Origin of the sequence: Pseudomonas fluorescens (genome assembly GCF_003732425.1) — a bacterium.
GTDB lineage: Bacteria > Pseudomonadota > Gammaproteobacteria > Pseudomonadales > Pseudomonadaceae > Aquipseudomonas > Aquipseudomonas fluorescens_BE.
Map to the genome: position 1 here is coordinate 192,865 of NZ_MOBX01000013.1, position 23,827 is coordinate 216,691.

19 protein-coding genes are annotated in these 23,827 nt (G+C 61.0%); 7 read left to right on the forward strand and 12 right to left on the reverse strand.

The window, feature by feature from the left end; translation table 11 throughout:
* The first annotated feature begins 2 nt into the window (after positions 1–2).
* Entirely contained in the window at positions 3–1,334 is a 1,332-nt protein-coding gene (locus tag BK670_RS11255) for a nucleobase:cation symporter-2 family protein (protein ID WP_123449818.1), read from the forward strand.
* A 31-nt stretch (positions 1,335–1,365) separates the two neighbouring features.
* A complete protein-coding gene (locus tag BK670_RS11260) occupies positions 1,366–1,875 on the forward strand; it encodes a nucleoside deaminase (protein ID WP_008077533.1) in 510 nt (169 codons plus the stop codon).
* Between the two features lie 125 nt (positions 1,876–2,000).
* On the opposite strand, the gene BK670_RS11265 is transcribed toward BK670_RS11260, so the two are convergent.
* Positions 2,001–3,122: an SMP-30/gluconolactonase/LRE family protein gene (locus BK670_RS11265; RefSeq protein WP_123449819.1), complete on the reverse strand. Its 1,122-nt coding sequence runs from the start codon at positions 3,120–3,122 to the stop codon at positions 2,001–2,003.
* 184 nt (positions 3,123–3,306) lie between these two features.
* A complete protein-coding gene (locus tag BK670_RS11270; RefSeq protein WP_123449820.1) occupies positions 3,307–4,440 on the reverse strand; it encodes an aminotransferase class V-fold PLP-dependent enzyme in 1,134 nt (377 codons plus the stop codon).
* Between the two features lie 383 nt (positions 4,441–4,823).
* Here BK670_RS11270 and BK670_RS11275 point away from each other — a divergent pair, with 383 nt between their 5' ends.
* Positions 4,824–5,576, forward strand: a complete 753-nt coding sequence (locus tag BK670_RS11275; protein WP_259697554.1) for an aromatic ring-hydroxylating dioxygenase subunit alpha — start codon at positions 4,824–4,826, stop codon at positions 5,574–5,576.
* A gap of 27 nt (positions 5,577–5,603) precedes the next feature.
* On the opposite strand, the gene BK670_RS11280 is transcribed toward BK670_RS11275, so the two are convergent.
* From BK670_RS11280 to BK670_RS11305, 6 genes are all read right to left on the reverse strand, one after another.
* Positions 5,604–6,902, reverse strand: coding sequence for an MFS transporter (locus tag BK670_RS11280; protein WP_123449821.1), 1,299 nt, complete (start codon positions 6,900–6,902; stop codon positions 5,604–5,606).
* 532 nt (positions 6,903–7,434) lie between these two features.
* Positions 7,435–8,394, reverse strand: a complete 960-nt coding sequence (locus tag BK670_RS11285; RefSeq protein ID WP_123449822.1) for an EamA family transporter — start codon at positions 8,392–8,394, stop codon at positions 7,435–7,437.
* 244 nt (positions 8,395–8,638) lie between these two features.
* The gene (locus BK670_RS11290; protein ID WP_123449823.1) at positions 8,639–9,751 is read right to left on the reverse strand and encodes an alkene reductase; all 1,113 of its coding nucleotides are present in this window, start codon (positions 9,749–9,751) and stop codon (positions 8,639–8,641) included.
* A 170-nt stretch (positions 9,752–9,921) separates the two neighbouring features.
* Positions 9,922–12,156 (reverse strand): xanthine dehydrogenase family protein molybdopterin-binding subunit, encoded by a 2,235-nt coding sequence (locus tag BK670_RS11295; protein WP_123449824.1) that lies wholly within the window; start codon positions 12,154–12,156, stop codon positions 9,922–9,924.
* Positions 12,153–12,626, reverse strand: a complete 474-nt coding sequence (locus BK670_RS11300) for a (2Fe-2S)-binding protein (RefSeq protein ID WP_123449825.1) — start codon at positions 12,624–12,626, stop codon at positions 12,153–12,155. Before BK670_RS11300 ends, BK670_RS11295 begins: the two co-directional genes overlap by 4 nt.
* Positions 12,623–13,861 carry a c-type cytochrome gene (locus BK670_RS11305; RefSeq protein ID WP_404942477.1) on the reverse strand — a complete coding sequence of 413 codons (1,239 nt, stop codon included), beginning with the start codon at positions 13,859–13,861 and terminating at the stop codon, positions 12,623–12,625. The genes BK670_RS11300 and BK670_RS11305 overlap by 4 nt, the downstream gene beginning before the upstream one ends.
* A gap of 337 nt (positions 13,862–14,198) precedes the next feature.
* On the opposite strand from BK670_RS11305, the gene BK670_RS11310 reads away from it, so the two are divergent.
* Positions 14,199–15,398, forward strand: a complete 1,200-nt coding sequence (locus BK670_RS11310; protein ID WP_123449827.1) for an MFS transporter — start codon at positions 14,199–14,201, stop codon at positions 15,396–15,398.
* A gap of 94 nt (positions 15,399–15,492) precedes the next feature.
* On the forward strand, positions 15,493–16,416 hold the full coding sequence (locus tag BK670_RS11315) for a LysR family transcriptional regulator (RefSeq protein WP_123449828.1): 924 nt from the start codon (positions 15,493–15,495) through the stop codon (positions 16,414–16,416).
* Positions 16,417–16,425: 9 nt separating this feature from the next.
* On the opposite strand, the gene BK670_RS11320 is transcribed toward BK670_RS11315, so the two are convergent.
* The 4 genes from BK670_RS11320 to xylA all read right to left on the reverse strand — a co-directional run bounded on the left by BK670_RS11320 (position 16,426) and on the right by xylA (position 21,744).
* On the reverse strand, positions 16,426–17,562 hold the full coding sequence (locus tag BK670_RS11320) for a sugar ABC transporter permease (protein WP_123449829.1): 1,137 nt from the start codon (positions 17,560–17,562) through the stop codon (positions 16,426–16,428).
* Positions 17,563–19,119 (reverse strand): D-xylose ABC transporter ATP-binding protein, encoded by a 1,557-nt coding sequence (gene xylG, locus BK670_RS11325; RefSeq protein WP_123449830.1) that lies wholly within the window; start codon positions 19,117–19,119, stop codon positions 17,563–17,565.
* A 158-nt stretch (positions 19,120–19,277) separates the two neighbouring features.
* Positions 19,278–20,279: a D-xylose ABC transporter substrate-binding protein gene (gene xylF / locus BK670_RS11330; RefSeq protein ID WP_102899781.1), complete on the reverse strand. Its 1,002-nt coding sequence runs from the start codon at positions 20,277–20,279 to the stop codon at positions 19,278–19,280.
* A 148-nt stretch (positions 20,280–20,427) separates the two neighbouring features.
* A complete protein-coding gene (gene xylA / locus BK670_RS11335; RefSeq protein WP_123449831.1) occupies positions 20,428–21,744 on the reverse strand; it encodes a xylose isomerase in 1,317 nt (438 codons plus the stop codon).
* Positions 21,745–21,919: 175 nt separating this feature from the next.
* Here xylA and BK670_RS11340 point away from each other — a divergent pair, with 175 nt between their 5' ends.
* Together BK670_RS11340 and BK670_RS11345 are read left to right on the forward strand one after the other, a co-directional pair.
* Entirely contained in the window at positions 21,920–23,101 is a 1,182-nt protein-coding gene (locus tag BK670_RS11340; RefSeq protein WP_123449832.1) for a XylR family transcriptional regulator, read from the forward strand.
* A 57-nt stretch (positions 23,102–23,158) separates the two neighbouring features.
* Positions 23,159–23,770 carry a dTMP kinase gene (locus BK670_RS11345; RefSeq protein ID WP_123449833.1) on the forward strand — a complete coding sequence of 204 codons (612 nt, stop codon included), beginning with the start codon at positions 23,159–23,161 and terminating at the stop codon, positions 23,768–23,770.
* Positions 23,771–23,827: the final 57 nt, after the last annotated feature.

Consider the following 23,827-nt stretch of genomic DNA (forward strand, 5'->3'; position numbering starts at 1 on the left):
AAATGACCCCACAACGCATTCATCCGGTGGACGAGGTTTTGCCACTGCGACAGTTGTTCACGTTTGGCTTGCAGCATGTGCTGGTGATGTACGCGGGAGCGGTGGCGGTGCCGCTGATTCTCGGCAGTGCCATGGGGCTGACCTCGGCGCAGGTGGTGTTGCTGATCAACGCCAACCTGTTGACCTCGGGTGTGGCGACGCTGATTCAAACCCTAGGTTTCTGGAAATTCGGCGCACGGCTACCGCTGATTCAGGGCTGCTCGTTCATTGCCTTGGCGCCGATGATCATGATCGGCAAGGAATTCGGCCTCAGTCAGATTTTCGGCGCGGTGATCGCTGCTGGCTTTATCACCATTGCCCTGGCGCCGGTGTTCAGCCGCTTGCTGCGGTTTTTTCCGCCGGTGGTGATTGGCAGTCTGATCACCATCATCGGCATCTCGCTGATGCCGGCGGCGGCGATCTGGCTGGGCGGTGGCAATCCCGACTCGGCGGATTTCGGCAATCCCGCCAACCTGTTGTTGGGTTTGGCTACGGTCAGCGTGACGCTGGTGATTTACGCCAAATTCAAGGGCTTTATCGGCAACCTCAGCGTGCTGATTGGCCTGTTTGTCGGCAGCCTGATCGCCGCGGCTTGCGGCATGACTCACTTCAATCGTGTCAGCGAAGCGGCTTGGTTTGAGCTGAGTGCGCCGATGGCCTTCGGCGCGCCGGAATTCGCGCCGGTACCGATTCTGATCATGACCCTGGCGATGCTGGTGATCATGGCCGAGACCACCGGCAACTGCCTGGCGATCGGCAAACTGACCGGCAAACCAACCACGCAACAGACCCTTGGCAACGCGTTTCGCGCCGACGGCTTGTCGACCATGCTCGGCGGCTTGTTCAACAGCTTTCCTTACAACGCCTTCACCCAAAACACCGGTTTGATTGCGCTTTCCAACGTTAAAAGCCGCTTCGTCGTGGCCGCGGCCGGGGCAATCATGGTGCTGATGGGCTTGTTCCCCAAACTCGGCGCTTTGATTGCGGCGGTGCCGACGCCGGTGCTCGGTGGCTGCGCAATCGTGATGTTCGGCATGACCACGGTGGCGGGGATTCAGGAGTTGTCGCGGGTGCAATTCGAAGGCACGCGCAACGGCATCATCGTCGCGGTTTCGGTGAGTGTCGGGGTGCTGCCGATGTCCTTTCCGGCGCTGTTTGAACACGTCGGCCCGACCCTGAAACTGGTGCTCGACAGCGGGATTTTCCTCGGCGCGATCACCGCCATCGTCCTCAACATCCTGCTCAACAATGAAAAAAAATCGACTGAAACCATCGGCGTTGAACTGGCCGACTGACCTTTTGTTTTCCACTGCCCAGGAGTTACCCATGAATCAATTCACTCAGCTCATACCGGCCGGCGTCAGCGAGCTTGACCTGACGTTGCTGCGCCAGACCATCGCCCTGTCCGAGGCATCGAAGCAACGCGGTCGCCATCCGTTCGCGGCATTGGTAGCCGATCGCAACGGCAAGGTGATTGTCGAAGCGGGGAACAACTCGATGCCGCCAGAAGGCGATCCGACTCAGCACGCCGAGTTGGTGGCGGCTGCGGCTGCGGCAAAGTTGCTGTCACCGCAAGAGCTGGAACTGTGCACGCTGTACACCAGCGCCGAACCTTGCTGCATGTGCGCCGGCGCGGTGTATTGGACCGGGATCGGGCGAGTGGTTTATGCCTTGTCGGAGCATGCGTTGCTGGGATTGACGGGTGACCACCCGGAGAACCCGACGTTCTCGCTGCCGTGCCGCGAGGTGTTCGCCAAGGGGCAGCGCAAGGTCAGTGTGTTGGGGCCGATGCTGGAGGGGGAGGCGGCTGAGCCGCATAAAGGGTTCTGGTCGTAAACTGCTGTCCGCTTAACAACGTCCAGCGAAGCGGAAGCCGTAAAAGGGATTGAATGCCGCGCATCCTCGGATGCGCGGCAGGCTAGTTTCGACACTCGCGAACTATCGCCAGACGAACCGCGCTTTTACAACGCAAACGTAGTCCCCCGAGTATTCACAAACAGCGAATAGATCGAGTGACTACTGGCCATGAACAACCGGTTCCCTTCGCGCCCCCCAAAGCACAAATTCGGGCAGCGCTCTGGCAGCGATATGTGCCCGATCGCCTTGCCCTGCGGATTGAACACACGCACGCCGTCGAGTTTTTCCAGGTCGGCCTTGGGGTCACCATTACCGCCCCAGCCGCACCACAGGTTGCCCGCTTCATCGCATTTGATGCCGTCGATTGCGGCGTAGTCCAGCCCTTCAATGTGCTTGCGGCGCTCGCCGAGTGTGCCGTCGTCCTTTACGGCAATTGCCCAGATCAGGCGATTGGGCTTGGCGCGACCTTCAACGACGTACAGGGTCTTCTCATCGGGCGAAAAGCACAGGCCGTTGGGGCCGTTGAGGTCATCGATGACCCGCGTGATTTTTTTGCTCTCGCCGTCGATGCGGTACACAGCGTGGGGTTGGCTCGGGGTGATTTTGTGGCCTTCGTAGTTGTTGCTGGTCTGGAAGGGCGGGTCGCTGAACCAGATCGATCCGTCACTTTTGCAGACGATGTCGTTGGGCGAGTTGAAGGGTTTGCCGTCGAAGCTGTCGGCCAGCACGGTGATCGTGCCATTGGCTTCGGTGCGCGTGATGCGCCGTCCTTCGCTGGTGGTGGTGGAGCCTTCGCAGACGATCAGACGCCCTTGGCGATCCCGGCACATGCCGTTGGAGAAGTTGGAGTGTTCGCGGTACACGCTGAAGGTATCGGTGATTTCGTCCCAGCGCATGATGCGATTGTTGGGGATGTCGCTGACCAGCAAATAGCGGCCATCACCGACCCAGACCGGCCCTTCGGCCCAGCGCATACCGGTGGCAAGTTTTTCAACACTGGCATTGAAGACACGTAGTTCGAGGAAGCTGTCGTCGAGGATGTGAATCAGTGGATCAGGGTAGCGCTGACTCAAGGGCTCGGCGGCCTCGGCAAGTCGGGTTAGCGCGGTACTGCCGACGGTGGCGAGCGTGGCGGAAACGGCGAGGGACTTTTTCAGGAAGCTGCGGCGGGTATTGCCTTGCGCTCGATCAAGGCCTTCAGGCTTGGCGGACAGGGATGAGTCCATGTAGCGATCTCCGTGGTTTTATTTTTTTTGTGGGAGACGTAGTAATACCTTGTGATAGGACATCGTACAAGTTGTTCATTGCGCACGGACCGTAGGGCGTGTGTAGCGATGGAAGCCAGTGAGCGTGACCTCCACCGTAAAATTGGCATGCGCTAACTTCATGCCCTGCGGGCACGAACAGATCTTAGCCAACCATCACTTCATCCAATGCCTGCTCAAGCATGCTGACCGTGCGCTCGATATTCTGCAGCTTCTCAAGTCCGAACAGGCCGAGGCGAAAGGTCTGGAAGTCGGCCGGTTCGTCGCATTGCAACGGTACGCCGGCGGCGATCTGCAGGCCGTGCTCGGCAAATTTCTTGCCGTTCTTGATGTCGGCATCATCGGTGTAGCTCACCACGACACCTGGGGCCTGAAAGCCGGCAGCAGCCACGCTTTTGACGCCTTTGCCGGTCAACAGGGCGCGTACCCGATCGCCCAGCGCCTGTTGCTCGTCGCGGATCTTGTCGAAACCGTAGGCTTGCGTCTCTTTCATTACGTCATTGAAGCGCGCGAGGGAATCGCTGGGCATGGTCGCGTGATAGGCATGCCCACCCTGTTCGTACGCCTGCATGATCTGCAGCCATTTTTTCAGGTCGCAGGCGAAGCTGCTGCTTTGCGTCTGTTCGATGCGCTCAAGCGCCGCAGCACTGAACATCACCAGGGCGCAGCAAGGGGAGGCGCTCCAGCCTTTCTGCGGTGCGCTGATCAGCAGGTCGACGGCGCATTTGTGCATATCGACCCAAATCGTGCCTGAAGCAATGCAGTCCAGCACGAACAGACCACCCACCGCATGCACGGCGTCGCCCACTGCCCGCAGATAGTCGTCGGGCAGGAGGATCCCGGATGAAGTTTCAACGTGGGGCGCGAAGACCACCTGCGGTTTCTGCGCGGCAATGGCGGCGAGCACTTCGTCCAGCGGCGGCGGGGCGTAGGCCGCTTGGCGACCGCTCTCGACCGGCCGGGCCTTGAGCACCGTGGTCGCTGCCGGGATGTTGCCCATTTCAAGGATCTGGCTCCAGCGATAACTGAACCAGCCGTTGCGGATCACCAGGCATTGCTGGCCGGTGGCGAACTGCCGCGCCACCGCTTCCATGCCGAATGTGCCGCTGCCCGGAACCACCGCCACCGCCTCGGCGTTGTAGACCTGTTTCAGGGTCTTGTAAATGTTCTTCATCACGCCTTGGAAGGACTGCGACATGTGGTTGAGCGAGCGGTCGGTGTAGACCACTGAATACTCGACCAGCCCCTCAGGATCGATACTGGGATAGAGCTTTGACATGGGTGACTCCTTCGGCAGAGAGGTAAACATCATTGGCAAGCAAGTGTAGGCAAAGGGCAGGGCATGGGCACTGGCAAATCACGTTGGCCAAGTGGAGCTCCCTGGTTTAGTTTTGCATTCCCGGGTTTCTCTGATTTGAGCTAACCGTACTGACGGATCGCCCCCCCCCATGCTCACAAACCTCTGGTATGTCGTTGCCCCATCGTCACAGTTGACTGACGGCCTGATGGCGGTTTGGCGCTGATGGCGTCTGCACGCAGATACCGGCGCAGCCCGACCTGCGGATTCCCGCCAAGGCCCGCGTCGATGCGTACCCGACGCTGGAACGATACGGTTGGATCTGGGTGTTTTTAGGTGATCTGCCTGAGTCTGAACGTCCACCCTTGCCCGCGCTCGACTGGGTCGAAGATCCCGCCATTCGCCTGGTCTCGGGCCACTTTGACTGGCAGGCCAGTTGGGACCGGATTATTGAAAACGGTCTGGACTTCGCGCACGCACCGTTTGTCCATGGCTCAACCTTCGGCGATCCGGATCATCCCGAGATTGAATCATTCGAGGTCGACAGCGATGCGTGGAGCGGCAGCGCCCAAATGCTTATGCGCAGGCCAGCACTCAAAGGACTGTTGAGGCGCAAATCTTCCACCGAGTTTGTCAGTGTGGTCACCGTTCCGGGTTTCCACTTGTCCGGCCCCTGTACAACGCTTGAGCTTGAGTTGCCCAACGGCTGGCGGATCTACATCGTCTCGGCGCATGTGCCGATTGACGCCAATCGCACGCGCACCTGGTGGATGATGGGCAGAACATTCCTGCGCTCCCGACTGCTGGATCGCAGATTCATTGCGAGCAATATCCGTATCTTCGAACAAGATCACGCCGTGCTGAAAAACGTCCGGCCCGAGCGTGTGCCGGAGTCTTTTCAGCAGGAGGTTTCGTTGAAATCTGACGCGCTGCAGATTGCCTTTCGCAAAGACGTGCAGGCACTGGAGCAACGGGGCTGGCGCATCGATGAAGAGCGTCTTGCGCGAACGTTCACCGGACGTAAGGCCTGCGCAATACCCAGCCCCGAACGTCGTCAAATTCGCGCTTGGGCGATTGAGCCGATTCCTCTCGTGGATATCACTCACGAATCCGAATAGCGGCGGGACCGCTAGATACCCTGAACCTTACCTTGCTTCACATTGTGGCGAAGGCTCGCCGCTCAACGCATCGACCATCGGCGGATGCTCCTGCACTGCCTGACGCAGATCTTCGGTCACCCGCAGCTCCGCGCCCGTCGGCGAGAACGTTGCAGCCGCCGCAAACGGCGCGGGATTGGCCGGAACCGGGCGTTTGCCGCGTCGCCACAGGAAGAAGCTGACCATGCACAGATTGACCAGCGCAAAGACCCAGAACAAACCATTGGCACCAAACGAATTCATCACCGGCGAGATCATCATCGGACTGAGCGCCGAGCCCAGCGAGTTGATCAGCAGCAAGCCCTGAATCATCGGTACCAAGGCTTCGGCCGGGGCGCGGTCGGCGGCGTGGCTGACCGCCACCGGGTAAAGCGCGAACACACCGCCGCCGAGCAGAAACAACATCACCGCCAGCAGCGTCGAGGACAACGGCAGCAGGACGATCACCAGCGACAACACGGTGCACGCCACCGTCAAAATCGTCAGCACCTGCAAACGATCTTTGCGGTCGGACCAACGCCCGACCGGGTATTGCAGAAGCATCGCACCGAGGATGGTCCAGGCCATCATGCTGCCGACTTCCCCGACATTCAGGCCGCTGCGCTGCAGATACAACGGCAGCAAGGTGTAAATCGCCGCGATGCTGACACCCGAGCCGAAACAGCCGACCAGCCCGGTCGGCGTCACGCCCAACAGCTGCCGTGGCTTGAGCGGTTCGACCTGATCGAGCAATGGCGACACGCGCGGCAGGATGACGATCGGCAACACCGACAACGAAGCGAGCATGCCGGCGACCATGAACGGGGCGCTGTCGCTCAACCCGGTGATTTTCCCCAGCGTTGCCTGCCCCAGCACACCGGCGCCGTACAAGACGATCATGTACAGCGCGAGCAAGCGCCCGCGAATCTTCGCGTCGCCGGCCAGCAGCAACCAGCTTTCGATCACCAGAAACACGCCGACCGTGGCCCAGCCATTGATCAGGCGCAGGACGAACCAGCCCCACGTGTCATAGAACAATCCCTGCAGCAGAATGGTCACGGCAATCAGCGAGGCAAAGCTGCCGTAGGCGCGGATATGGCCGATGCGCAGAATCAAACGGTCATTGAACACCGCACCCAAAGTCAGACCGATGAAGTAGGCCGATGACACGAAACCGATTGTCGTGGCCGAGGCACCGGCGGCGTCCAGGCGAAGGGTGGTCAGGGAGGACAGGAAACCGTTGCCCAGTGCAACAATGAACAGCCCGAGCAGGGGCGCCAGCGCCATGGCCAGCAAACGCGGAGACATAAAAACCTCTAGAGATCGAACAGCGCAACGTGCGCCTCTGCGCATGCGATTGCCAAGCCGGGGTGTGGGGTGCAAGTGCCCGCCGATCGGGCAGGGCGGTTGAGTCGGACACACGTCAGCGAGGTGTGGCCAGCCATTCGGGTACGCGTTTTTGTGACATTGATGCAGGCAGCCGCCGATGGGGCTGCAAGAGAGCGCGGGATTCTAAGGCTTGTGCAGGATTTGCCAATAGCTGTTTGCTGCGACGTTGGGACGCAGGTGTTGCCTTTTATGTTTGTCCTGAGTGGCCGGATAAAAAACAGCTTTTGACCATCACCTAAGTGCTAAATTGCCGCGCGTACGGTAAGTGTTCCGCAATTACGCAAGTTTCTGGAGATCAGCAGCATGGAAGCCCCCCCCCTCAGCGTTTTTTTGGATGCCGCCGCCACAGCATGGCTAATCAATAGTTGGGAATGAAATTTAGAATGCGCCACTTAATAGCTCATGGATGTGCAGCACAACCCGAGCGTGAAGAACCGCTGGCGAGGCCCCCTCACGCACCGACTTTAACTTCAGCCTTGACCACTGATTTACGATAAGTCAGCAAAACGATGCCCGTGATCACAATCACCCCGCCGAGAATCTGTCCTTTGCTGAGCATTTGGTCCAGCACAATCCAGCCCATCAGCAGCGTTGCCAATGGCTCGATGTTCATGACCGGCGCGTTGCGCGGCATGTCCAGTCGAGGCACCGAAATGAACAGGACGATAAAACCTGTGCCGTACAGCACCACCAGGGTGGCGAGGGCCAGCCATCCGGTCGAGGTGGCGGGCAGGTTCAAACCGCCTGGGAGGGCGCCCGTCAGTCCTGCCAGGTTGACGCTGCTGAACACGATGAAAATGGTCAGCAGACTGCGCACCGAGCCACGTACCTGAGACAGTTTGTGGTCGGTGATCCACAGCGCGCAGGCGAACACGCTGGCGGCGCAGAATGCGAGTGCGACGCCCGTCAGCCATTGCGCACCGACGTCTGTCGTGGTCGAGAGACGCCCGGGGACATCCAGCACAAACACCAGACCCAATAGAATCAAGCCCATCAACGTCGCGGTGCGTGCGCTCGGTCGCGGGCCACCCAGCGCCCAGGTGAGCAATGCCAGCAGAATGGGGAATACGTTCGCCACCAGCAGGGCTAGCGCCACCGGCACCCGTGCGACAGCGGAATACAGACACAGACTCTGCGCAGTGATCAGCAACCCCAGCAACAGTTGCCAGCGCCAGGCACCCGCCGACAAGCGCAGGCTTTGTCTTTGCCACAGCACCAGGATGGCGAGCACCAGCAAGGTCCCGCCGGAACGCATCAAAATCGCCAGCAGCACACCCGCACCGTTATCAAATGCGACTCGCGCCGCCACATGATTGCCGGCAAACGCACAGCCCATGCACAACAGAATGATCACAGCCAGATAACGGGGGTAGGGCGGCGGTACGGTTTGCGCAGTGGTAGGGCGAGGCATGGCAGATCTCAGGATTTTTAGCCGTTCGAACGACTTGGTTTTTATTTGGTTGTCGTACAACTAGCCGGTTTTACCGCATTCGACGGCGTCGGGCAATAGACCTGAAAGCTCACAGCTATGCATGTGTCAGGCGTTACGGTTGGGTTTTCACGTCTGTGCCTAAATGCAGAGATCGTATGACATGGTAGAAGAGGGGCGCATCGGCCCCTGATTCCAAGGATTTACACATTCATTCTGCTTCTGCTCAAGGATGAAATGGATAATCGATGTACCCACGCTGATCCCCGCCGAAAAAGCTGCTCGGGTCTGGCGCGTTGAGTGTCAGGCCATCGTGCAGCCGACGCGGCAAGTCGGGGTTGGCCAGGAACGGGCGGCCAAACGCGATGATGTCAGCACGATCGGCGATCAGCGCCTGTTCGGCAGATTGCGCATCGTAGCCGCCGGCCAGGATCAGCACGCCGTTCCAGGTCTTGCGCAACTGGGCAATGATCGCGTCCCAGCGCGGGTCGAAATTTTCATCTTTGACGGTGCCGACCATCGCTGGCTCCACCAAGTGAAGGTAGGCCAGATTCCATTGGTTGAGCGCTTCGACGAGATGGCCGAAGGTTGCTTCCGGGGTGTCATCGCCCATGCCCATGAAGCGCCCCATTGGCGTCAGGCGTACGCCGACCCGCTCGGCACCGACTTCTTCAGTGACGGCCGCGACCACTTCCAGCAGAAACCGCGCGCGGTTTTCCACGCTGCCGCCATAGGCATCGTCACGCTGGTTACTGTTGCTGTTAAGAAACTGGTCGAGCAGGTAACCGTTGCCGGCATGAATTTCCACACCGTCCATGCCCGCCTGCAATGCGTTGTGCGCGGCCACGCGGTAGTCCTCGACGATGCCGGCGATTTCCGCGGTTTCCAGCGCGCGTGGCACCGGTACATCACCCCAGACGCCGTTACCGTGTTCGTCGACGATAAACGTCTTGCCAGGAACGGGCAGCGCGCTTGGCGCTACCGGCAGGCCGGCATCGGGTTGAAAGCTGGGGTGGGAGACCCGGCCGACGTGCCACAGTTGCATGAAGATCAGGCCCCCGGCTTCATGTACCGCCGCGCTGACGTCACGCCACGCGCGGACCTGCTCAGGGCTATAGATGCCCGGCGTCCAGGCGTAACCCTGAGCCTGTTGGGAGATTTGCGTGGCCTCGGTGATGATCAGCGCAGCGCTGGCCCGTTGGCGGTAGTACTCGGCGTTCATCGGCGTTGGCACATCGCCCGGTTGGCCGGCGCGTGAGCGCGTCAGCGGCGCCATCGCCACGCGATGGGCGAGGGTGTAAGGACCGAGTGCGAGGGGTTGGAACAGGCGACGAGTCATGGGTAGCTCCAGATTTCAATAGAAGGCATTCAAGCGCGGCAGCAGGGCTGCGAACCAGTGCCGGTAACTTAACCGCGTGCAGCGGGGCTGATAATCGGTGACCGGCGCTACGCTGTTTTGCGCGTAACGCAACGGCGCCCGTGCTCATCGGCGATGAACACGGGCGTGTCTCAGGCGGGTTGGTTTGAGCGCGTCAGCGGCAGGTTCAGCCAGCGCCGGCCGGTGGCGTTGGCGACGGCGTTGCCAAGGGCAGCGGCCATCGGCCCCTGGACGATTTCAGCGGCACCGAGGAAAGGTTGTCCCGGCTGGTCGAGCAAATGCACATCGACTTTCTTTGGCAGTTGCGTGAAACGCAAAATCGGATAACCGCTCCAGTCGTAGCTGCGAATGCCCCCCGCGTCGTAGGCGACTTTTTCATACAGGGTCCAGCTCGCGGACTGCACAATCCCGCCCTCGACCTGATTGCGCAGCCCGTCGGGGCTGACGATCTGGCCGACGTCCACCGCCGTCACCACGTGATCGATGCGGATCTCGCCGGTCTGCGGATGCACCCGCAGCTTCACCGCGATGGCGCAGTAACCCATGATGTTTTTGTAGCGGGCAAAGGCGAAACCGATACCGGCGCCGGGCTCGCTGCTTTTTTGCGGCCAGCCGATCTCATCACGCACACGTTCTACGACCGCGCGAGCACGCGGGTCGCTGAGATGGGCCAGACGCAACGCGACCGCGTCGATGCCGGCCCTGATCGCCAGCTCGTCGATACTCGCCTCGATGGCGAAGATATTGATGTGCGCACCCAGCGAACGCATGGCCGAGGTGCGAAAGGGCATCTGGGTGACGAAGGTCATGTTGATGCGCGTCGAGTTGAGGTCGTACAGCGGCACGGCGTTGCGATCACCATCGCCTTCGGGCTGGGCGATCGGCACGGAGGGCGCCGAGACGAAGGGCCGCGCTAGCAAGCGTGCCGGCAACAGGCGCCCGGCGTTGACGATGCGTTCGTTGTGCGGCGTGGTCCAGAGTTCGTAGGCCCAATCCTGCAGGCGGCCCTGAGTGAGGCCAGCGTCGACTTCAGTGACCATCGCCGAGCTGTACGGCTCCCAAAGATTTTCCTGTTCGCGCATCCATTGCACGCGCACCGGCGTACCGGGCACGCGCATGGCGATCAATGCCGCATCGGCGGCGGCATCATCGGCGCCGTTATGCCCGTAACACCCGGAGCCTTCGGTATGAATACAGCGCACCCGCTCAGGTGGCAGAGCGAGCATTTCGGCAATGCCGGCGCGCAGCGGGTAAACGCCTTGGGTGTGGGTCCAGACGGTGAGCGTGCCGTCCTTGAACCAGGCCACCGCGCAAGACGGACCGATCGAGCCATGCATCAAATACTGCTTGGTGACCCGCGCCTGAAAACGCGTGTCGGCCGCGCCGCTCGGCGTGCCGCTGTTGCTGATCGGATAGCGCCGTGAGGGCAGGCGTTTGAGCAGGCCATGAATTTCGGCCGCCTCGGGAATCGCCTCACCACCGCTCCATTGCGTCACCTCGCTGGCACGGCGCATGGCTTTGATCGCCTGCCACTCATCACGGGCGAGCACCGCCAGATAGTTGCCGTCGCGGATCACCTTGACCACGCCAGCCAGCGCTTCGATGGACGCCGCGTCGAATGCTTGCAGCGTGCAGCCCGGACGGGGCGGGCGGATCACCCGCGCATGCAACATGCCTGGCAGGCGCATGTCCTGGACGAATGCTGCGCCACCGCTGACCTTCGCCGGAATGTCGAGACGCGGCAACGAATGGCCGATGAGTTTGAAATCAGCGGCGGCCATCGCCGGTGACTGAGCCTTGGCATATTGATGCACATCGACATGCTTGACCGCGTCGGCGTAACTCATTCGCTGAGCGGCCGGGCCTTCGATCACCCCGTCGCGGGTGCTCAGCAGCGCTGCATCGACCTGCCAACTATGCGCGGCGGCATCGACGAGCATTTCGCGCACCTGCGCGGCGGCGTTATACAACGCGGTACCGCTGTCGAAGATGCTGTGGCTGCCGGCGGTGTAGCCTTCGTTGGGCGTCAGCGCGGTGTCGGCGGTGAGCAGGTTGATGGAGGTTGCCGGCACCTGCAAACGCTCGGCGGCGATTTGCAGCAGCGCGGTTTTCACCCCGGTACCCAATTCGACCTTGCCGGTGTAGACGGTAATACCGTCGGCGCCGATGCGGATCCAGGCGTCGAGAAACGGGTTGGTGCGCAGGCTCCCGGGGAGGTCGGGTGCGAGAACCACGGTGCCGAGCGTATCGACTTCCGTATCCGCCAACACACGCCGCGCGACCGGCATCAGGGTGAACGCCATCAGCAACGCGCCGCCGCGCAGGAAGGCGCGCCGACTCGGCTGCAAACCATTCGACTCGCTCATGTCAGACTCCCGTTGTGCCCGGCCACCTGCTTGATCGCTTCGATGATCCGCAAGTGCGTACCGCAGCGGCACAGATTGCCGGCCATGTGCTCGCGAATGGTCGCCTCATCCGGGTGTCGATTACGCTCAAGCAACGCCTGCGCGCGCATCAGCATGCCGGCAATGCAGTAGCCGCATTGCGCGGCCTGTTTCTCGATGAACGCGGCTTGCAGAGGGCCAGGTTGTTCCGCGCTACCGAGGCTTTCCACGGTGCGGATTTTTTTGCCGTCGAGGCCGGCGCAGGGCGTCAGGCAGGCGAACACCGGTTGATCATCGACGATCACCGTGCAGGCGCCGCATTGACCGAGACCGCAACCGTATTTGGCGCCGTTGAGGTTCAAGTGATTGCGCAGCGCATACAGCAGCGGCATGTCCGGCTCCAGCTCAAGCGCTTGCGCGGCTCCATTGACGTTGAGAGTGATCTGGCTCATTTCGTCTCCTGACGTAACGCTTCAATAGTGGAAGAGAGGTCGGCCCACGGCTGATCGGGGCTGGCTTGCTGACGCAGATACGCGGCCAGTGCGGCGAGTTGCGCGTTGTCGAGACTGGCGGCGAATGCAGGCATCACCGGGCCGGGCGATCCGGCTGTGGCGGGCAGACCTTCGAGCACGGTTTTGAGGAAGTTGCGCGAGCTGGCCGCTTGCAGCGCTGAGGTGTTTTGCAGGCCCGGGCGACCATCGATGGTGCGCATCGGCGCCGCCGGGCCATGGCAACCGGCGCAGGCACTGCTGAACAGCAGGGCGCCGTTCGAAGGGTCTGCCGGCTCACTGGCAGGCGTCTTCGCCGTCGTCTCTGTCACCGAAGGCGGGTTTTCCAGGCTGAGCAAATACTCGGCAATCGCCTCGGCTTCACTGGCGGGCAAGCGGGCCAGACTCAAGCTGACCGGACGCATCGGCCCGGCGGGTGTGCCGTGGCCGTCAACGATTTCGGCGCGCAGATAGCCCACCAGTTGCGCGCGACTCCACGGGGTGCCGCGTTGCCCCATACCGACCAGCGCGGGCGCTTGCCAGCCGTCAACGCTGCCGCCCTGCAAATAGTCCGCGGATTTTTCCGCGCCGATCAGGTTCAGCGGCGAATGGCAGCCGGCGCAATGGCCAGGACCATCGACCAGATAGCGCCCGCGATTCCACGCCTCGCTGCGCTGCGCCAGCGGCGTCAGTGGTTCACCGTGCAGGAACAGCAGGTTCCAGAACGCCACCAGCGGGCGAATGTTCATCGGAAAATTCATCTGGTTGTGCGCGGCCGGCGCGTGCACGGCGGGGCCGCTCATCAAGTAGGCATACGCGTCGGCGATGTCTGCGGCGCTCATGCGCCGGTAGTGCACGTAGGGGAACGCCGGATAGAGGAGGTGACCATCGCGAGCAATGCCCTGACGCATCGCCCGCTCGAAGGCCGGCAGTGACCATTGGCCGATACCGGTCTCTACGTCCGGGGTGATGTTGGTGCTGTACAGCGTGCCGAACGGTGTCACCAACGGCAGTCCACCGGCCAGGTATTCACCGCCGGGACGGGTGTGGCAGACCGCACAATCGCCGGCCTCGACCACCCGCGCCCCGCGTTGCAACTGCGCAGTATCGAACATCGTCGGGCGCTCGATCGGCGCTATTGCCGGGCGCCACATCAGCCAAACGGCACCGATCAGGCCGAGCACAGCGACGACGGCCACGCAGATCCATAGCGTTCTGGACTTCAGAAATGAGCTGTTCATGGCACAGGAGAAAACGCGGCAGGGAATGACAGGACGGATGGGCTGCGGGTCATGGAAACGCTCCTTGTGATGGCCGGGGATGGGCGCCGCCGGGGACGACAGCGCCAGGGGCCAAAGCCTAGAGAAACCGCCAGCACCGGAGAATCACCGGCGCACGCAACAGCGCGTTGCGCGAGAAGCAACGCCTGCGCCGTTGCGCCGGACGCATCACTGCATTGCCCGCCGCGTGGATTCAGTGGATCGCCACAGGGCCGTAGCCTTGGCCGCACTTTCCTGAACTCAATGAGGTGTCATCATGCTCACGGGCAACCCGGTCATTGCGACCAACGCCGAACAGCCGGCTGGACTTTCCGGCCTGATGGTCGCGTTCCTGGCATTCTGCTGTGGTGCGGTCGTGGCCAACCTTTATTACGCGCAGCCGATCGTCGAACTGATTGCACCGCAGATCGGTCTGTCCAGCGCCAATGCCAGCCTGATCGTTTCGCTGACGCAGTTTGGTTACGCACTGGGCCTGTTGCTGCTGGTGCCGCTGGCCGACCTGATGGAAAACCGTCGGCTGGTGGTCGGCTTCACCCTCGCGGCCAGTGTCACGCTGTTGTGCGCCGGGCTGACCCATTCACCGTCGATGTTCCTGGTGTTTTCTTTGCTCATCGGCCTGACGTCGGTGGCCGTGCAAATCCTGGTGCCGCTGGCGGCCCATTTGGCGCCCGAGGCCAGCCGTGGTCGCGTCGTCGGCAATATCATGAGCGGTCTGCTGCTGGGCATTTTGTTGTCGCGGCCACTGTCGAGCCTGTTGGTTGACGTGTTCGGTTGGCGCGGAGTGTTTTACAGCGCGGCAGCCCTGATGGCGGTCATCGCCCTGATTACCGCCGTGGCACTGCCGCGTCGGCTGCCGACGCACAAGGCCACGTATGCTGCGCTGATCGGTTCGGTGTTTGCCTTGGCCCGGCGTTATCCGCTGTTGCGTCAGCGCTCGCTATATCAAGGGCTGTTGTTTGCCAGTTTCAGCCTGTTCTGGACCCTCGCGCCGATTGAACTGATGCGTCACCACGGCTTCACTCAGGCACAAGTCGCGATCTTCGCGCTGGTCGGTGCGGTGGGTGCCATTGCAGCGCCGATTGCCGGGCGTCTGGCCGATGCCGGACATGGTCGTCGCGGCACGCTGGTCGCATTGCTGCTGGCGCCGGTTTCGCTGCTGATCGCCGCACTCCCGGGCAGCGGCTATGTCTGGCTGGTGGTGTGCGCGGTGCTGCTGGATTTCGCCGTGCAATTGAACATGGTGCTCGGCCAGCGTGAGGTGTACGCCCTCGATCCCCACAGCCGTGCGCGCCTGAACGCCGTGTACATGACCAGCATTTTCGTCGGCGGCGCGCTGGGGTCTCTGATCGCCAGCCCGCTGTACGAGCATTTTGGCTGGAACCTGTCCGCCGTCGCGGTGGCGCTGCTGCCAGCGCTCGCACTCGGGTTGTTTCTGAGCCGCAAGGCCGATGTCTGAACAGCCGGCGAGTGCGGGCAAGCACGGCGGTACAAGACGACGCGGGAACAGTGATGCACAATCATCCGCGTTCCCTTTCGACCGGACCCCGCTTATGGACAAGTTGCTGGCACTGAAGATGTTTGTGGAAACCGTGCGCTGCGGGGGCTATTCCTCGGCAGCGCGCAAACTCGGGATATCAACGTCGTCAGTGACGCGGCAAGTGGCAGGGCTGGAACACGAGCTGGGCGCGAGCCTGCTTAATCGCACCACGCGCAACACCAGCGTGACCGTTGCCGGCCAGACCTATTTCGAAAAAGCCGTGGCGATTCTCGACGCGATCGACGAAGCCGATGCCGTCGTTGCCGATCGTGGCGCCGAAGCGCAGGGCCGTCTGCGCATCAGCGTGCCGGTGGAGTTCGGCCGGCGCCTGATCGCGCCGCACCTGAGCCGCTTGCTTGAGCGGCATCCGGGTCTGGAGATCAGTCTGTCGCTGAGCGATCAGGTCAGTGACCTGCTCAGCGAGCAGATTGATGTTTCGGTGCGGCTGGGGTCGTCCGTGGTCAGTGAAGACATCGTCAGCAAACGCGTGGGGCATTTCGAACGCTGGGTGGTGGCCAGTCCGGCGTATCTGGCGCGGAGCGTGGCGCTCAGTCACCCACGGGATTTGCTGGAGCATCAATGCCTGCGTTTCGATTACGGCGCCACCCACCAGCACTGGACCTTTCAGAATGAAGACGCGCCCATTCAGCTCAATGTCCACGGGCGCCTGCAAAGCAATAACGCCGATATCCTGCGCGAAGCCGCCATCGGCGGCGGCGGGGTGACGCTGCTGGCCGACTGGCTGGTGCGCGATGACGTCGCAGCGGGCCGGCTGACCCGCTTGCTTGAGCAGTACGAGGTCAATCCCGGCAGCGCCAGCACGTGCATCAACGCGCTGTACTTGCCCAATCACCGAGGCTCCAGCCGGATCAATGTGTTTATCGATTTTCTGATGGAAATTCTCGCTCCGGCGGCGTCGACTACGCCCGCCGGGTGATCCGGCGGCTCAACGACGCCCGGTGCGTGTACTCACATCCACCCAAACAGCCAACACCAAGATGCTGCCCTTGACGATCATCTGCCAATAGCTGTCGACGTCGAGCATCGACATGCCGTTGTCCAGGCTGGTGATGACCAGCGCGCCGAGAAGGGCGCCGTACACCGTGCCGGAGCCGCCGCGCATGGAGGTGCCGCCGATGAAGCAGGCGGCGATCGCGTCGAGTTCGCCCATGCTGCCGGCCGAAGGTGAACCGGCGGCGAGGCGCGCGGTGTTGACCACGCCGGCGAGGGCGCACATCACGCCCATGATCCCGAAAATCCACAGCTTCACCGCCTGCACATTGATCCCGGACAGGCGCGTCGCTTCCATATTGCTGCCCACGGCATACACGCGCCGGCCGAACACGGTCTGACTGGTCACGTAGCTGAACACGCCCAGCAGAATCAGCAGCAACAGGACCGGCACCGGAATGCCGTCATAGCTGTTCAGCGTCTGGACGAAACCGGCCAGCACGGCGCCGATCACCAACACGCGGATGACGTCACGCACCAATGAATGCGCCGCGAGGCCGTGAAGGGCGCGATTGCGCCGTTGTTTCCAGGTCAGAAACACGGTCAGCGCGAACAACAGAACGCCCAGGCCGGTGCCGATGGAGTGGGGCAGGTAACCCTGGCCAATGTAGACGAGTTCCGGTGATACCGGCGCGATGGTCGTGCCGCCGGTAATCCCCAGCAGAATCCCGCGAAAAGCCAGCATGCCGCCCAGACCGACGATGAACGAGGGTATGCGCAGGTAAGCCGCCATGTAGCCGTTGGCAAGGCCGATCATCAGGCCACACAGGGCGACCAGGCTCAGGTTGGCCAGCAGGGGAATGTGGTAGACCACATCGAGAATCGCCGCGAGGCCACCGAGCAGGCCGAGCAATGAGCCGACCGACAAATCGATCTCGCCGCTGATGATCACCAGCACCATGCCGCAGGCGAGAATGCCGGTGATCGACATCTGCCGCAGCAGGTTGGAAAGGTTGCGCGGGGTCAGGAATCCGCCCTCGGTCTGCCAGCTGAAGAACAGCCAGATCAGCACCACGGCAAACACCAGCGCGAGCATTTTGTAGCGAGTGAACAGTTGTTTGACCTGATTCATTTACGCGGATTTCCGATCATTATTGTTATGGCTGTCAGGCTGGCTGAGGGCGGCGGCGAGCACCTGCTCCTGAGTGAGTTCATGGTTGACGAAGTCGCCACGCAACTGGCCTTCGCCGATCACCAGCACGCGATCGGAAACGCCGAGCACTTCGGCCAGCTCCGACGACACCATGATGATCGACACGCCTGCGGCAGCCAGCGCGCCCATCAACTTGTAGATTTCGTATTTGGCGCCGACGTCCACGCCTCGGGTCGGCTCATCGAGAATCAGCACCCGGGGTTTAGCCAGCAGCATCTTGGCCAGCACGGCTTTTTGTTGATTGCCCCCCGACAGGCTGGTGATCGGCAGAAACGGACTCGCAGTCTTGAGGTGCAGGCGCGAGATTTCCTGATCGATGCAGCCCAGTTCAGCTTCGGCATCGATGCGGGTCAGTTTCGAGTAGTTGTCCAGCACGGCGAGGGTGATGTTCTGGCCGACGCCCAGGTCGGGAATGATGCCTTGGCGCTTGCGGTCCTCCGGCACCAGGCACAGGCCGGCACGGATGGACTTGAGTGGCGTGCGCGTATCGATGGGTTGCCCGTCCAGCCAGACTTCGCCCTCGTGACGACCGGGGTAAGCGCCGAACAGCGCGGTCACCAGTTCGGTGCGGCCGGCACCGACCAGCCCGGCGATGCCGAGAATCTCGCCGCGTTTGAGGACGAAGGAAATATCGTCGACCCGTTTACGCTTGGGGTTGTCGACGTCGTAGCAGGTGATGTGCCTGGCCTCGAAAATCACCTCGCCAATATCGTGCGGCTCGGAGGGGTAGAGGTTGCTCATTTCGCGCCCGACCATCTGGGTGATGATCTGCGCAATGTCCATGTCAGCCATGGCGGTGGTGGCGATGTGTTTGCCGTCGCGGATCACCGAAATGGTGTCGCACACGGCGGCTACTTCATCGAGCTTGTGCGAGATGTAGACGCAGGCAACGCCTTTGGCTTTGAGGTCGCGGATGATGTCCAGCAACACTTCGATTTCCGATCGACTTAGGGCCGAGGAAGGCTCGTCGAGGATCAGCAAGCGGGCCTTTTTGTTCAGGGCCTTGGCGATTTCCACCAGTTGCTGATAGCCGCCGCCGTACTGCGAAACCGGTAGCGACACGTTCATGTCCGGCACTTTCAATTCGCGCATCAGCGCTTCGGCGCGGTGGATCATTGCCGGGTAATTCATGCGCCCGCCGGGCAGCGTCAGTTCGTGACCCATGAAAATGTTTTCGGCCACCGACAGATCGGGCACCAGCGTCAGTTCCTGGTGAATGATGACGATGCCGGCAGCTTCCGTTTCGCTGATCGATTGCGCCCTGAGCGGTTGCCCGTCCCAGAGGATTTCACCGTCCCAGGTGCCGTGCGGGTAGACCGCCGAAAGGATCTTCATCAGCGTTGACTTGCCGGCGCCATTCTCGCCGCACAGGCCCACGCATTCACCCCGCTTGACCTTGATGTCGATGCCGTTCAGCGCTTTGACACCGCCGAAGGTTTTGACGATGCCGTTCATTTGCAGCAGATAGTCGGACATGGAGAGGGCTCGTAGACAAGGACTCAGACATCACCAAACCTGTGTGGGAGCGAGCCTGCTCGCGAAAGCGGTGGTTCAGCCAGCATCGATTCCGAATGTGCTGCCGTCTTCGCGAGCAGGCTCGCTCCCACAGGTTTAACCGGAGGTTTACGATCCAGTCACTTCCCGGCAATTTGCGCCTTGGTGTAGAAGCCGTCCTGTTCGAGCAAGTCGATGTTGTCCTTGGTCAACGGCGTTGGCGTCAGCAGGATGGTGTCGACTTTTTTGCTGCCGTTGTCGTACTGCGAGCTGAAGGCAGGTTTTTCGTTGCGCGCCAGTTGCACCGAGAGCTTGGCTGCTTCTGAGGCGATGAGTTTCAGCGGCTTGTACACGGTCATGGTTTGCGTGCCGGCGATCACGCGCTTGACCGCTGCAAGGTCGGCGTCCTGCCCGGAAATCGGCACCTTGCCGGCCAGTTGCTGCGCCGCCAGTGCCTGAATGGCACCGCCGGCCGTGGCGTCGTTGGAGGCGACGATGCCATCGATTTTGTTGTCGTTGCGGGTCAGGGCGTTTTCAACAATGCTCAGTGCTTCGGTCGGGTTCCATTCCTTCACCCACTGCTGGCCGACGATCTTGATATCGCCCTTGTCGATCGCCGGTTGCAGCACTTTCATCTGGCCTTCGCGGAGGATTTTGGCGTTGTTGTCGGTGGGTGCACCACCGAGCAAAAAGTAATTGCCCTTGGGCGCCGCTTTCAGCACGCCGCTGGCCTGCATCTCGCCGACTTTTTCGTTATCGAAGGAAATATAGGCGTCGACATCGGCGTTGAGGATCAGGCGATCATAGGACACGACTTTGATCCCGGCCTTCTTCGCTTCGGCCACCGCGTTGGTCAACACCGTGGCGTTGAACGGCACGATGACGATGACGTCGACGCCCCGGGAAATCAGGTTTTCGATTTGGGAAATCTGCTTTTGCTCGTTGGCATCGGCCGACTGCACGAATACTTTGGCGTCCATTTTTTCTGCCGCCGCAACGAAGTAGTCACGGTCACGCGACCAGCGTTCCAGGCGCAGGTCATCAATGGAGAAGCCGATTTTCGGATGGGCAGCGTCAGCCATCACCGGCAGTGACAGCAACGCCAGGGCAGTGGCCAATAGCGTGCGTTTTACGTTCTTCATATGGGGCGTCCTTTTATTGTTGTTGGAAAGACACGGCCTGACGATGAGTACCGGGCTGGTAAAACTGTAGAGAATCTGCAGGCGCCGCAGGCACAGAATTGTCGTGCAATTGTCACAGCGTCGTTGCGCCGGCAGATTCTCGTAGCGATCAGCGATAGATAAACCGGTTAACAATGTTCTCGAGCATTTCCTGCCGGCCGCTGACGGCTTGCGGATTCAACTCGTTGGTGAACGCATGCTCGGCCAAGGACTCAAGGTTGAAGTCACCGGCCATCACCGCCTGCCCGAACGGCTGCTGCCAACCGGCGTAGCGTTGATCCTTCAGCCGTTGCAGCTCGTCGTTCTGCACCATGGCCGCTGCCCGTTCCAGAGACAGGGCGAGAACGTCCATGGCGCCGACGTGGCCATGGAACAGATCGATCTGATCAAGGCTTTGCCGGCGCACCTTGGAGTCAAAGTTGAATCCGCCATTCTTGAACCCGCCGGCCTTGAGGATTTCATAGGTGGCGAGGGTCATTTCTTCGACGCTGTTGGGGAATTGGTCGGTGTCCCAGCCGTTTTGCGGATCGCCACGGTTGGCGTCGATGCTGCCGAAAATCCCCAGCGAGACGGCTGTCGCAATCTCGTGATGGAAGCTATGCCCGGCCAGGGTCGCGTGGTTGGCCTCGATGTTGACCTTGATTTCGTGCTCCAGCCCGAACTGCTGAAGAAAGCCAAACACGGTGGCGCTGTCGTAATCGTATTGGTGCTTGGTCGGCTCCTGCGGCTTCGGTTCGATCAGCAGGTCACCGGTGAAACCGATCTTGTGCTTGTGCTCGACCACCATGCGCATGAAGCGGCCCAGCTGTTCGCGTTCACGCTTCAAGTCCGTGTTGAGCAGAGTTTCGTAGCCTTCGCGGCCGCCCCACAACACGTAGTTAGCGCCTTTCAAACGATGAGTCGCGTTCATGGCGCTGAACACCTGGGCAGCGGCGCAGGCGAACACTTCGGGATCCGGATTGCTCGCGGCGCCGGCAGCGAAACGCGGGTTGCTGAAGCAATTGGCGGTGCCCCACAACAGCTTGATTCCGCTTTGTTCCTGATGTCGCTCGAGGTGATCGACCATTTGCGCGAAGTGGTTGCGGTACTCCTTGAGAGACTGGCCTTCCGGGGCGACATCCGTGTCATGGAAGCAGTAATAGTCGATACCCAGTTTGGAGAAAAATTCGAAGGCCGCAGCTGCCTTGCCTATGGCCAGCTCCATCGGGTCGCCGGCGTGTTGCCATGGGCGCTTGAACGTCCCCGCGCCGAACACATCGGAACCCGGCCAGACGAACGTGTGCCAGTAACAGGCGGCCATGCGCAGGTGTTCGCGCATGGGCTTGCCGAGGATGAGTTTGTCGGCGTCGTAGTGACGAAAGGAGAGGGGAGAGTCGCTGTTTGGGCCTTCAAAGCGAATCGGCTCGACATCAGGGAAATACTGCATGGACCTTGTCCTTGTTGTTCTTGGCGGTGTCTCGATACTAGCAACGGCCCCGCGCCCGCTGATTATGAAAAACATCAACACGGAGTGCGATTTTGCGTATTGAGCTTCTACGGTCAGGCGCCTAGTCTGTGCCAATCGCCTCTGTGACAAGGGGCTCAGAACAAGCCTGAAAACAATGAAAACCCTACCGCCTGTTCACCGCATCGCCCTGTTGTTCAACGGCAGCAAGATCTACGACCGTGGGATCATCAGCGGCATCGGCAACTACCTGAGCAGCACCCGCGCCTCCTGGGATCTGTTCCTGGAAGAGGATTTTCTCTGTCGCTTGAAAGGCATCGAGCGCTGGCAGGGTGACGGGATCATTGCTGACTTCGACGATCCGCTGATTGGCGAGGCGCTGGCCGACATTCAGTTGCCGGTGGTAGCGGTAGGGGGCTCGTACGAGGATAAGCGCGCCTATCCGAAGGCGATTCCGTACGTGGCCACCGATAACAACGCACTGATCAACCTGGCTTACTCGCATTTGATCGAGGCAGGACTGCAGCGTTTTGCCTGCTTCAGCCTGCCGGAAGCGCAGGCCAATCGCTGGGCGCAGGAGCGCGAAAAAGCCTTTCGCAAACTGATGAAACGCGATGGCCTGCACGGCGAAATCTATCGCGGCATGGGCACCAGTGCACCGCTGTGGGACAGTGCCGTCGAACAACTCATTGCCTGGCTGCAAAGCCTGCCCAAACCCATCGGCATCATTGCCGTCAGCGACGCCCGCGCGCGTCAGTTGCTGCAAGCCTGCCTGACTGCCGGCATCGCCGTGCCGGAGCAAGTGGCCTTGATTGGCATCGACAACGACCCGCTGACCCGCAGCCTGACCCGGGTGCCGCTGAGCTCAGTCATCCAGGGCACCGAAACCATGGGCCGTACCGCCGCGCAATTACTCCACCAGATGCTCCATGGCATGCCGTCCACCGGTACGCAAATCCTGATTCCGCCCGATGCAGTCAACGTGCAGGTATCGAGCTTGCACCAGCCGTTGGGCAATCCTTATGTCATGCAAGCGCTGCTGTTTATCCGCCAATACGCCTGCCAAGGCATCAAAACAGCGCAGGTGGCGGCATATGTCGGCGTGTCGCGCTCATCACTCGAAGCGCATTTCCGCGCCGAGCGAGGCTGCAGCGTGCACGACGAGATCCTGCGTTTCAAACTGGCAGCGGCCACCAGCGGCCTGAAAAATACCGACTCTGTGATTGCCGATGTGGCGCGCGATTGTGGTTTCAAATCTGCGCAGTATCTGCACACGGTGTTCCGCCGAGAGTTTGGCTGTACACCGCGTGAGTATCAGCAAGGGGCAGGGATGCACTAATGGAATGGCGGAAATGAGGTTAGAGTGACCATCAATGTCTTGATTGTTGCGTGAACAATGAATCGTCCGCTGTTTGTTTCTCTGGATGGGCCCAAAGGCACCGGCAAAACCACACTGTTGGAGGCCGTTACGCAGGTACTGAGGGCGGGCAACCAGAAAGTCATCCGGCTTTGCGAAAGGAAAAGCGATCCTTTCAGAGGTGAAACCATGGCCCTGGTGAACACGCTGGCGAGAAATCCTTCCCGGGATTTGGAGTGGGCTGTGTGTCAGCGCCTAGCGGATAGCCGTCGCTGGATCTCCCAGAACGTACTGACGAAGCAGCCGTTGGACAGCATTATCTTGATCGATCGCTGGTATCCGTCGGATGCCGCATTCCGCCAAACCATCCCGTTTGCCGAGATTCTGCAATTGAATATGGAGCGAGACGTGCGGGTGCCGGACCTGCATGTTGGCGTCGTCACTGATCCGGATATTTCATGGGCGAGGGCAGCCACACGTTCGCGGGGGCCGGGCGGCACTGTGATTCAAAAGCACGTAGAGCATGTGGCGTGCACGGAGATGTTTGAGCAAGCGGCTGCGGATCACGGTTGGGTTCTATGTCGTAACGAGGGAACGATTGAAGAAGCTACAAGGCAGGTGGTTGCTGAGATCTATAAGGTGCTGGGGTGATGGTCGAAATGGAGACAGGCCTCGGTGATCTTCAGAATTGAGAATTCAGGCAACGTT

What these genes read in the sequence shown, in the direction of transcription:
- BK670_RS11255 (WP_123449818.1), top strand. Translation starts at nt 3, where the DNA reads ATGACCCCACAACGCATTCATCCGGTGGACGAGGTTTTGCCACTGCGA.
- BK670_RS11260 (WP_008077533.1), top strand. Translation starts at nt 1,366, where the DNA reads ATGAATCAATTCACTCAGCTCATACCGGCCGGCGTCAGCGAGCTTGAC.
- BK670_RS11265 (WP_123449819.1), bottom strand. Translation starts at nt 3,122, where the DNA reads ATGGACTCATCCCTGTCCGCCAAGCCTGAAGGCCTTGATCGAGCGCAA.
- BK670_RS11270 (WP_123449820.1), bottom strand. Translation starts at nt 4,440, where the DNA reads ATGTCAAAGCTCTATCCCAGTATCGATCCTGAGGGGCTGGTCGAGTAT.
- BK670_RS11280 (WP_123449821.1), bottom strand. Translation starts at nt 6,902, where the DNA reads ATGTCTCCGCGTTTGCTGGCCATGGCGCTGGCGCCCCTGCTCGGGCTG.
- BK670_RS11285 (WP_123449822.1), bottom strand. Translation starts at nt 8,394, where the DNA reads ATGCCTCGCCCTACCACTGCGCAAACCGTACCGCCGCCCTACCCCCGT.
- BK670_RS11290 (WP_123449823.1), bottom strand. Translation starts at nt 9,751, where the DNA reads ATGACTCGTCGCCTGTTCCAACCCCTCGCACTCGGTCCTTACACCCTC.
- BK670_RS11295 (WP_123449824.1), bottom strand. Translation starts at nt 12,156, where the DNA reads ATGAGCGAGTCGAATGGTTTGCAGCCGAGTCGGCGCGCCTTCCTGCGC.
- BK670_RS11300 (WP_123449825.1), bottom strand. Translation starts at nt 12,626, where the DNA reads ATGAGCCAGATCACTCTCAACGTCAATGGAGCCGCGCAAGCGCTTGAG.
- BK670_RS11310 (WP_123449827.1), top strand. Translation starts at nt 14,199, where the DNA reads ATGCTCACGGGCAACCCGGTCATTGCGACCAACGCCGAACAGCCGGCT.
- BK670_RS11315 (WP_123449828.1), top strand. Translation starts at nt 15,493, where the DNA reads ATGGACAAGTTGCTGGCACTGAAGATGTTTGTGGAAACCGTGCGCTGC.
- BK670_RS11320 (WP_123449829.1), bottom strand. Translation starts at nt 17,562, where the DNA reads ATGAATCAGGTCAAACAACTGTTCACTCGCTACAAAATGCTCGCGCTG.
- xylG (WP_123449830.1), bottom strand. Translation starts at nt 19,119, where the DNA reads ATGTCCGACTATCTGCTGCAAATGAACGGCATCGTCAAAACCTTCGGC.
- xylF (WP_102899781.1), bottom strand. Translation starts at nt 20,279, where the DNA reads ATGAAGAACGTAAAACGCACGCTATTGGCCACTGCCCTGGCGTTGCTG.
- xylA (WP_123449831.1), bottom strand. Translation starts at nt 21,744, where the DNA reads ATGCAGTATTTCCCTGATGTCGAGCCGATTCGCTTTGAAGGCCCAAAC.
- BK670_RS11340 (WP_123449832.1), top strand. Translation starts at nt 21,920, where the DNA reads ATGAAAACCCTACCGCCTGTTCACCGCATCGCCCTGTTGTTCAACGGC.
- BK670_RS11345 (WP_123449833.1), top strand. Translation starts at nt 23,159, where the DNA reads ATGAATCGTCCGCTGTTTGTTTCTCTGGATGGGCCCAAAGGCACCGGC.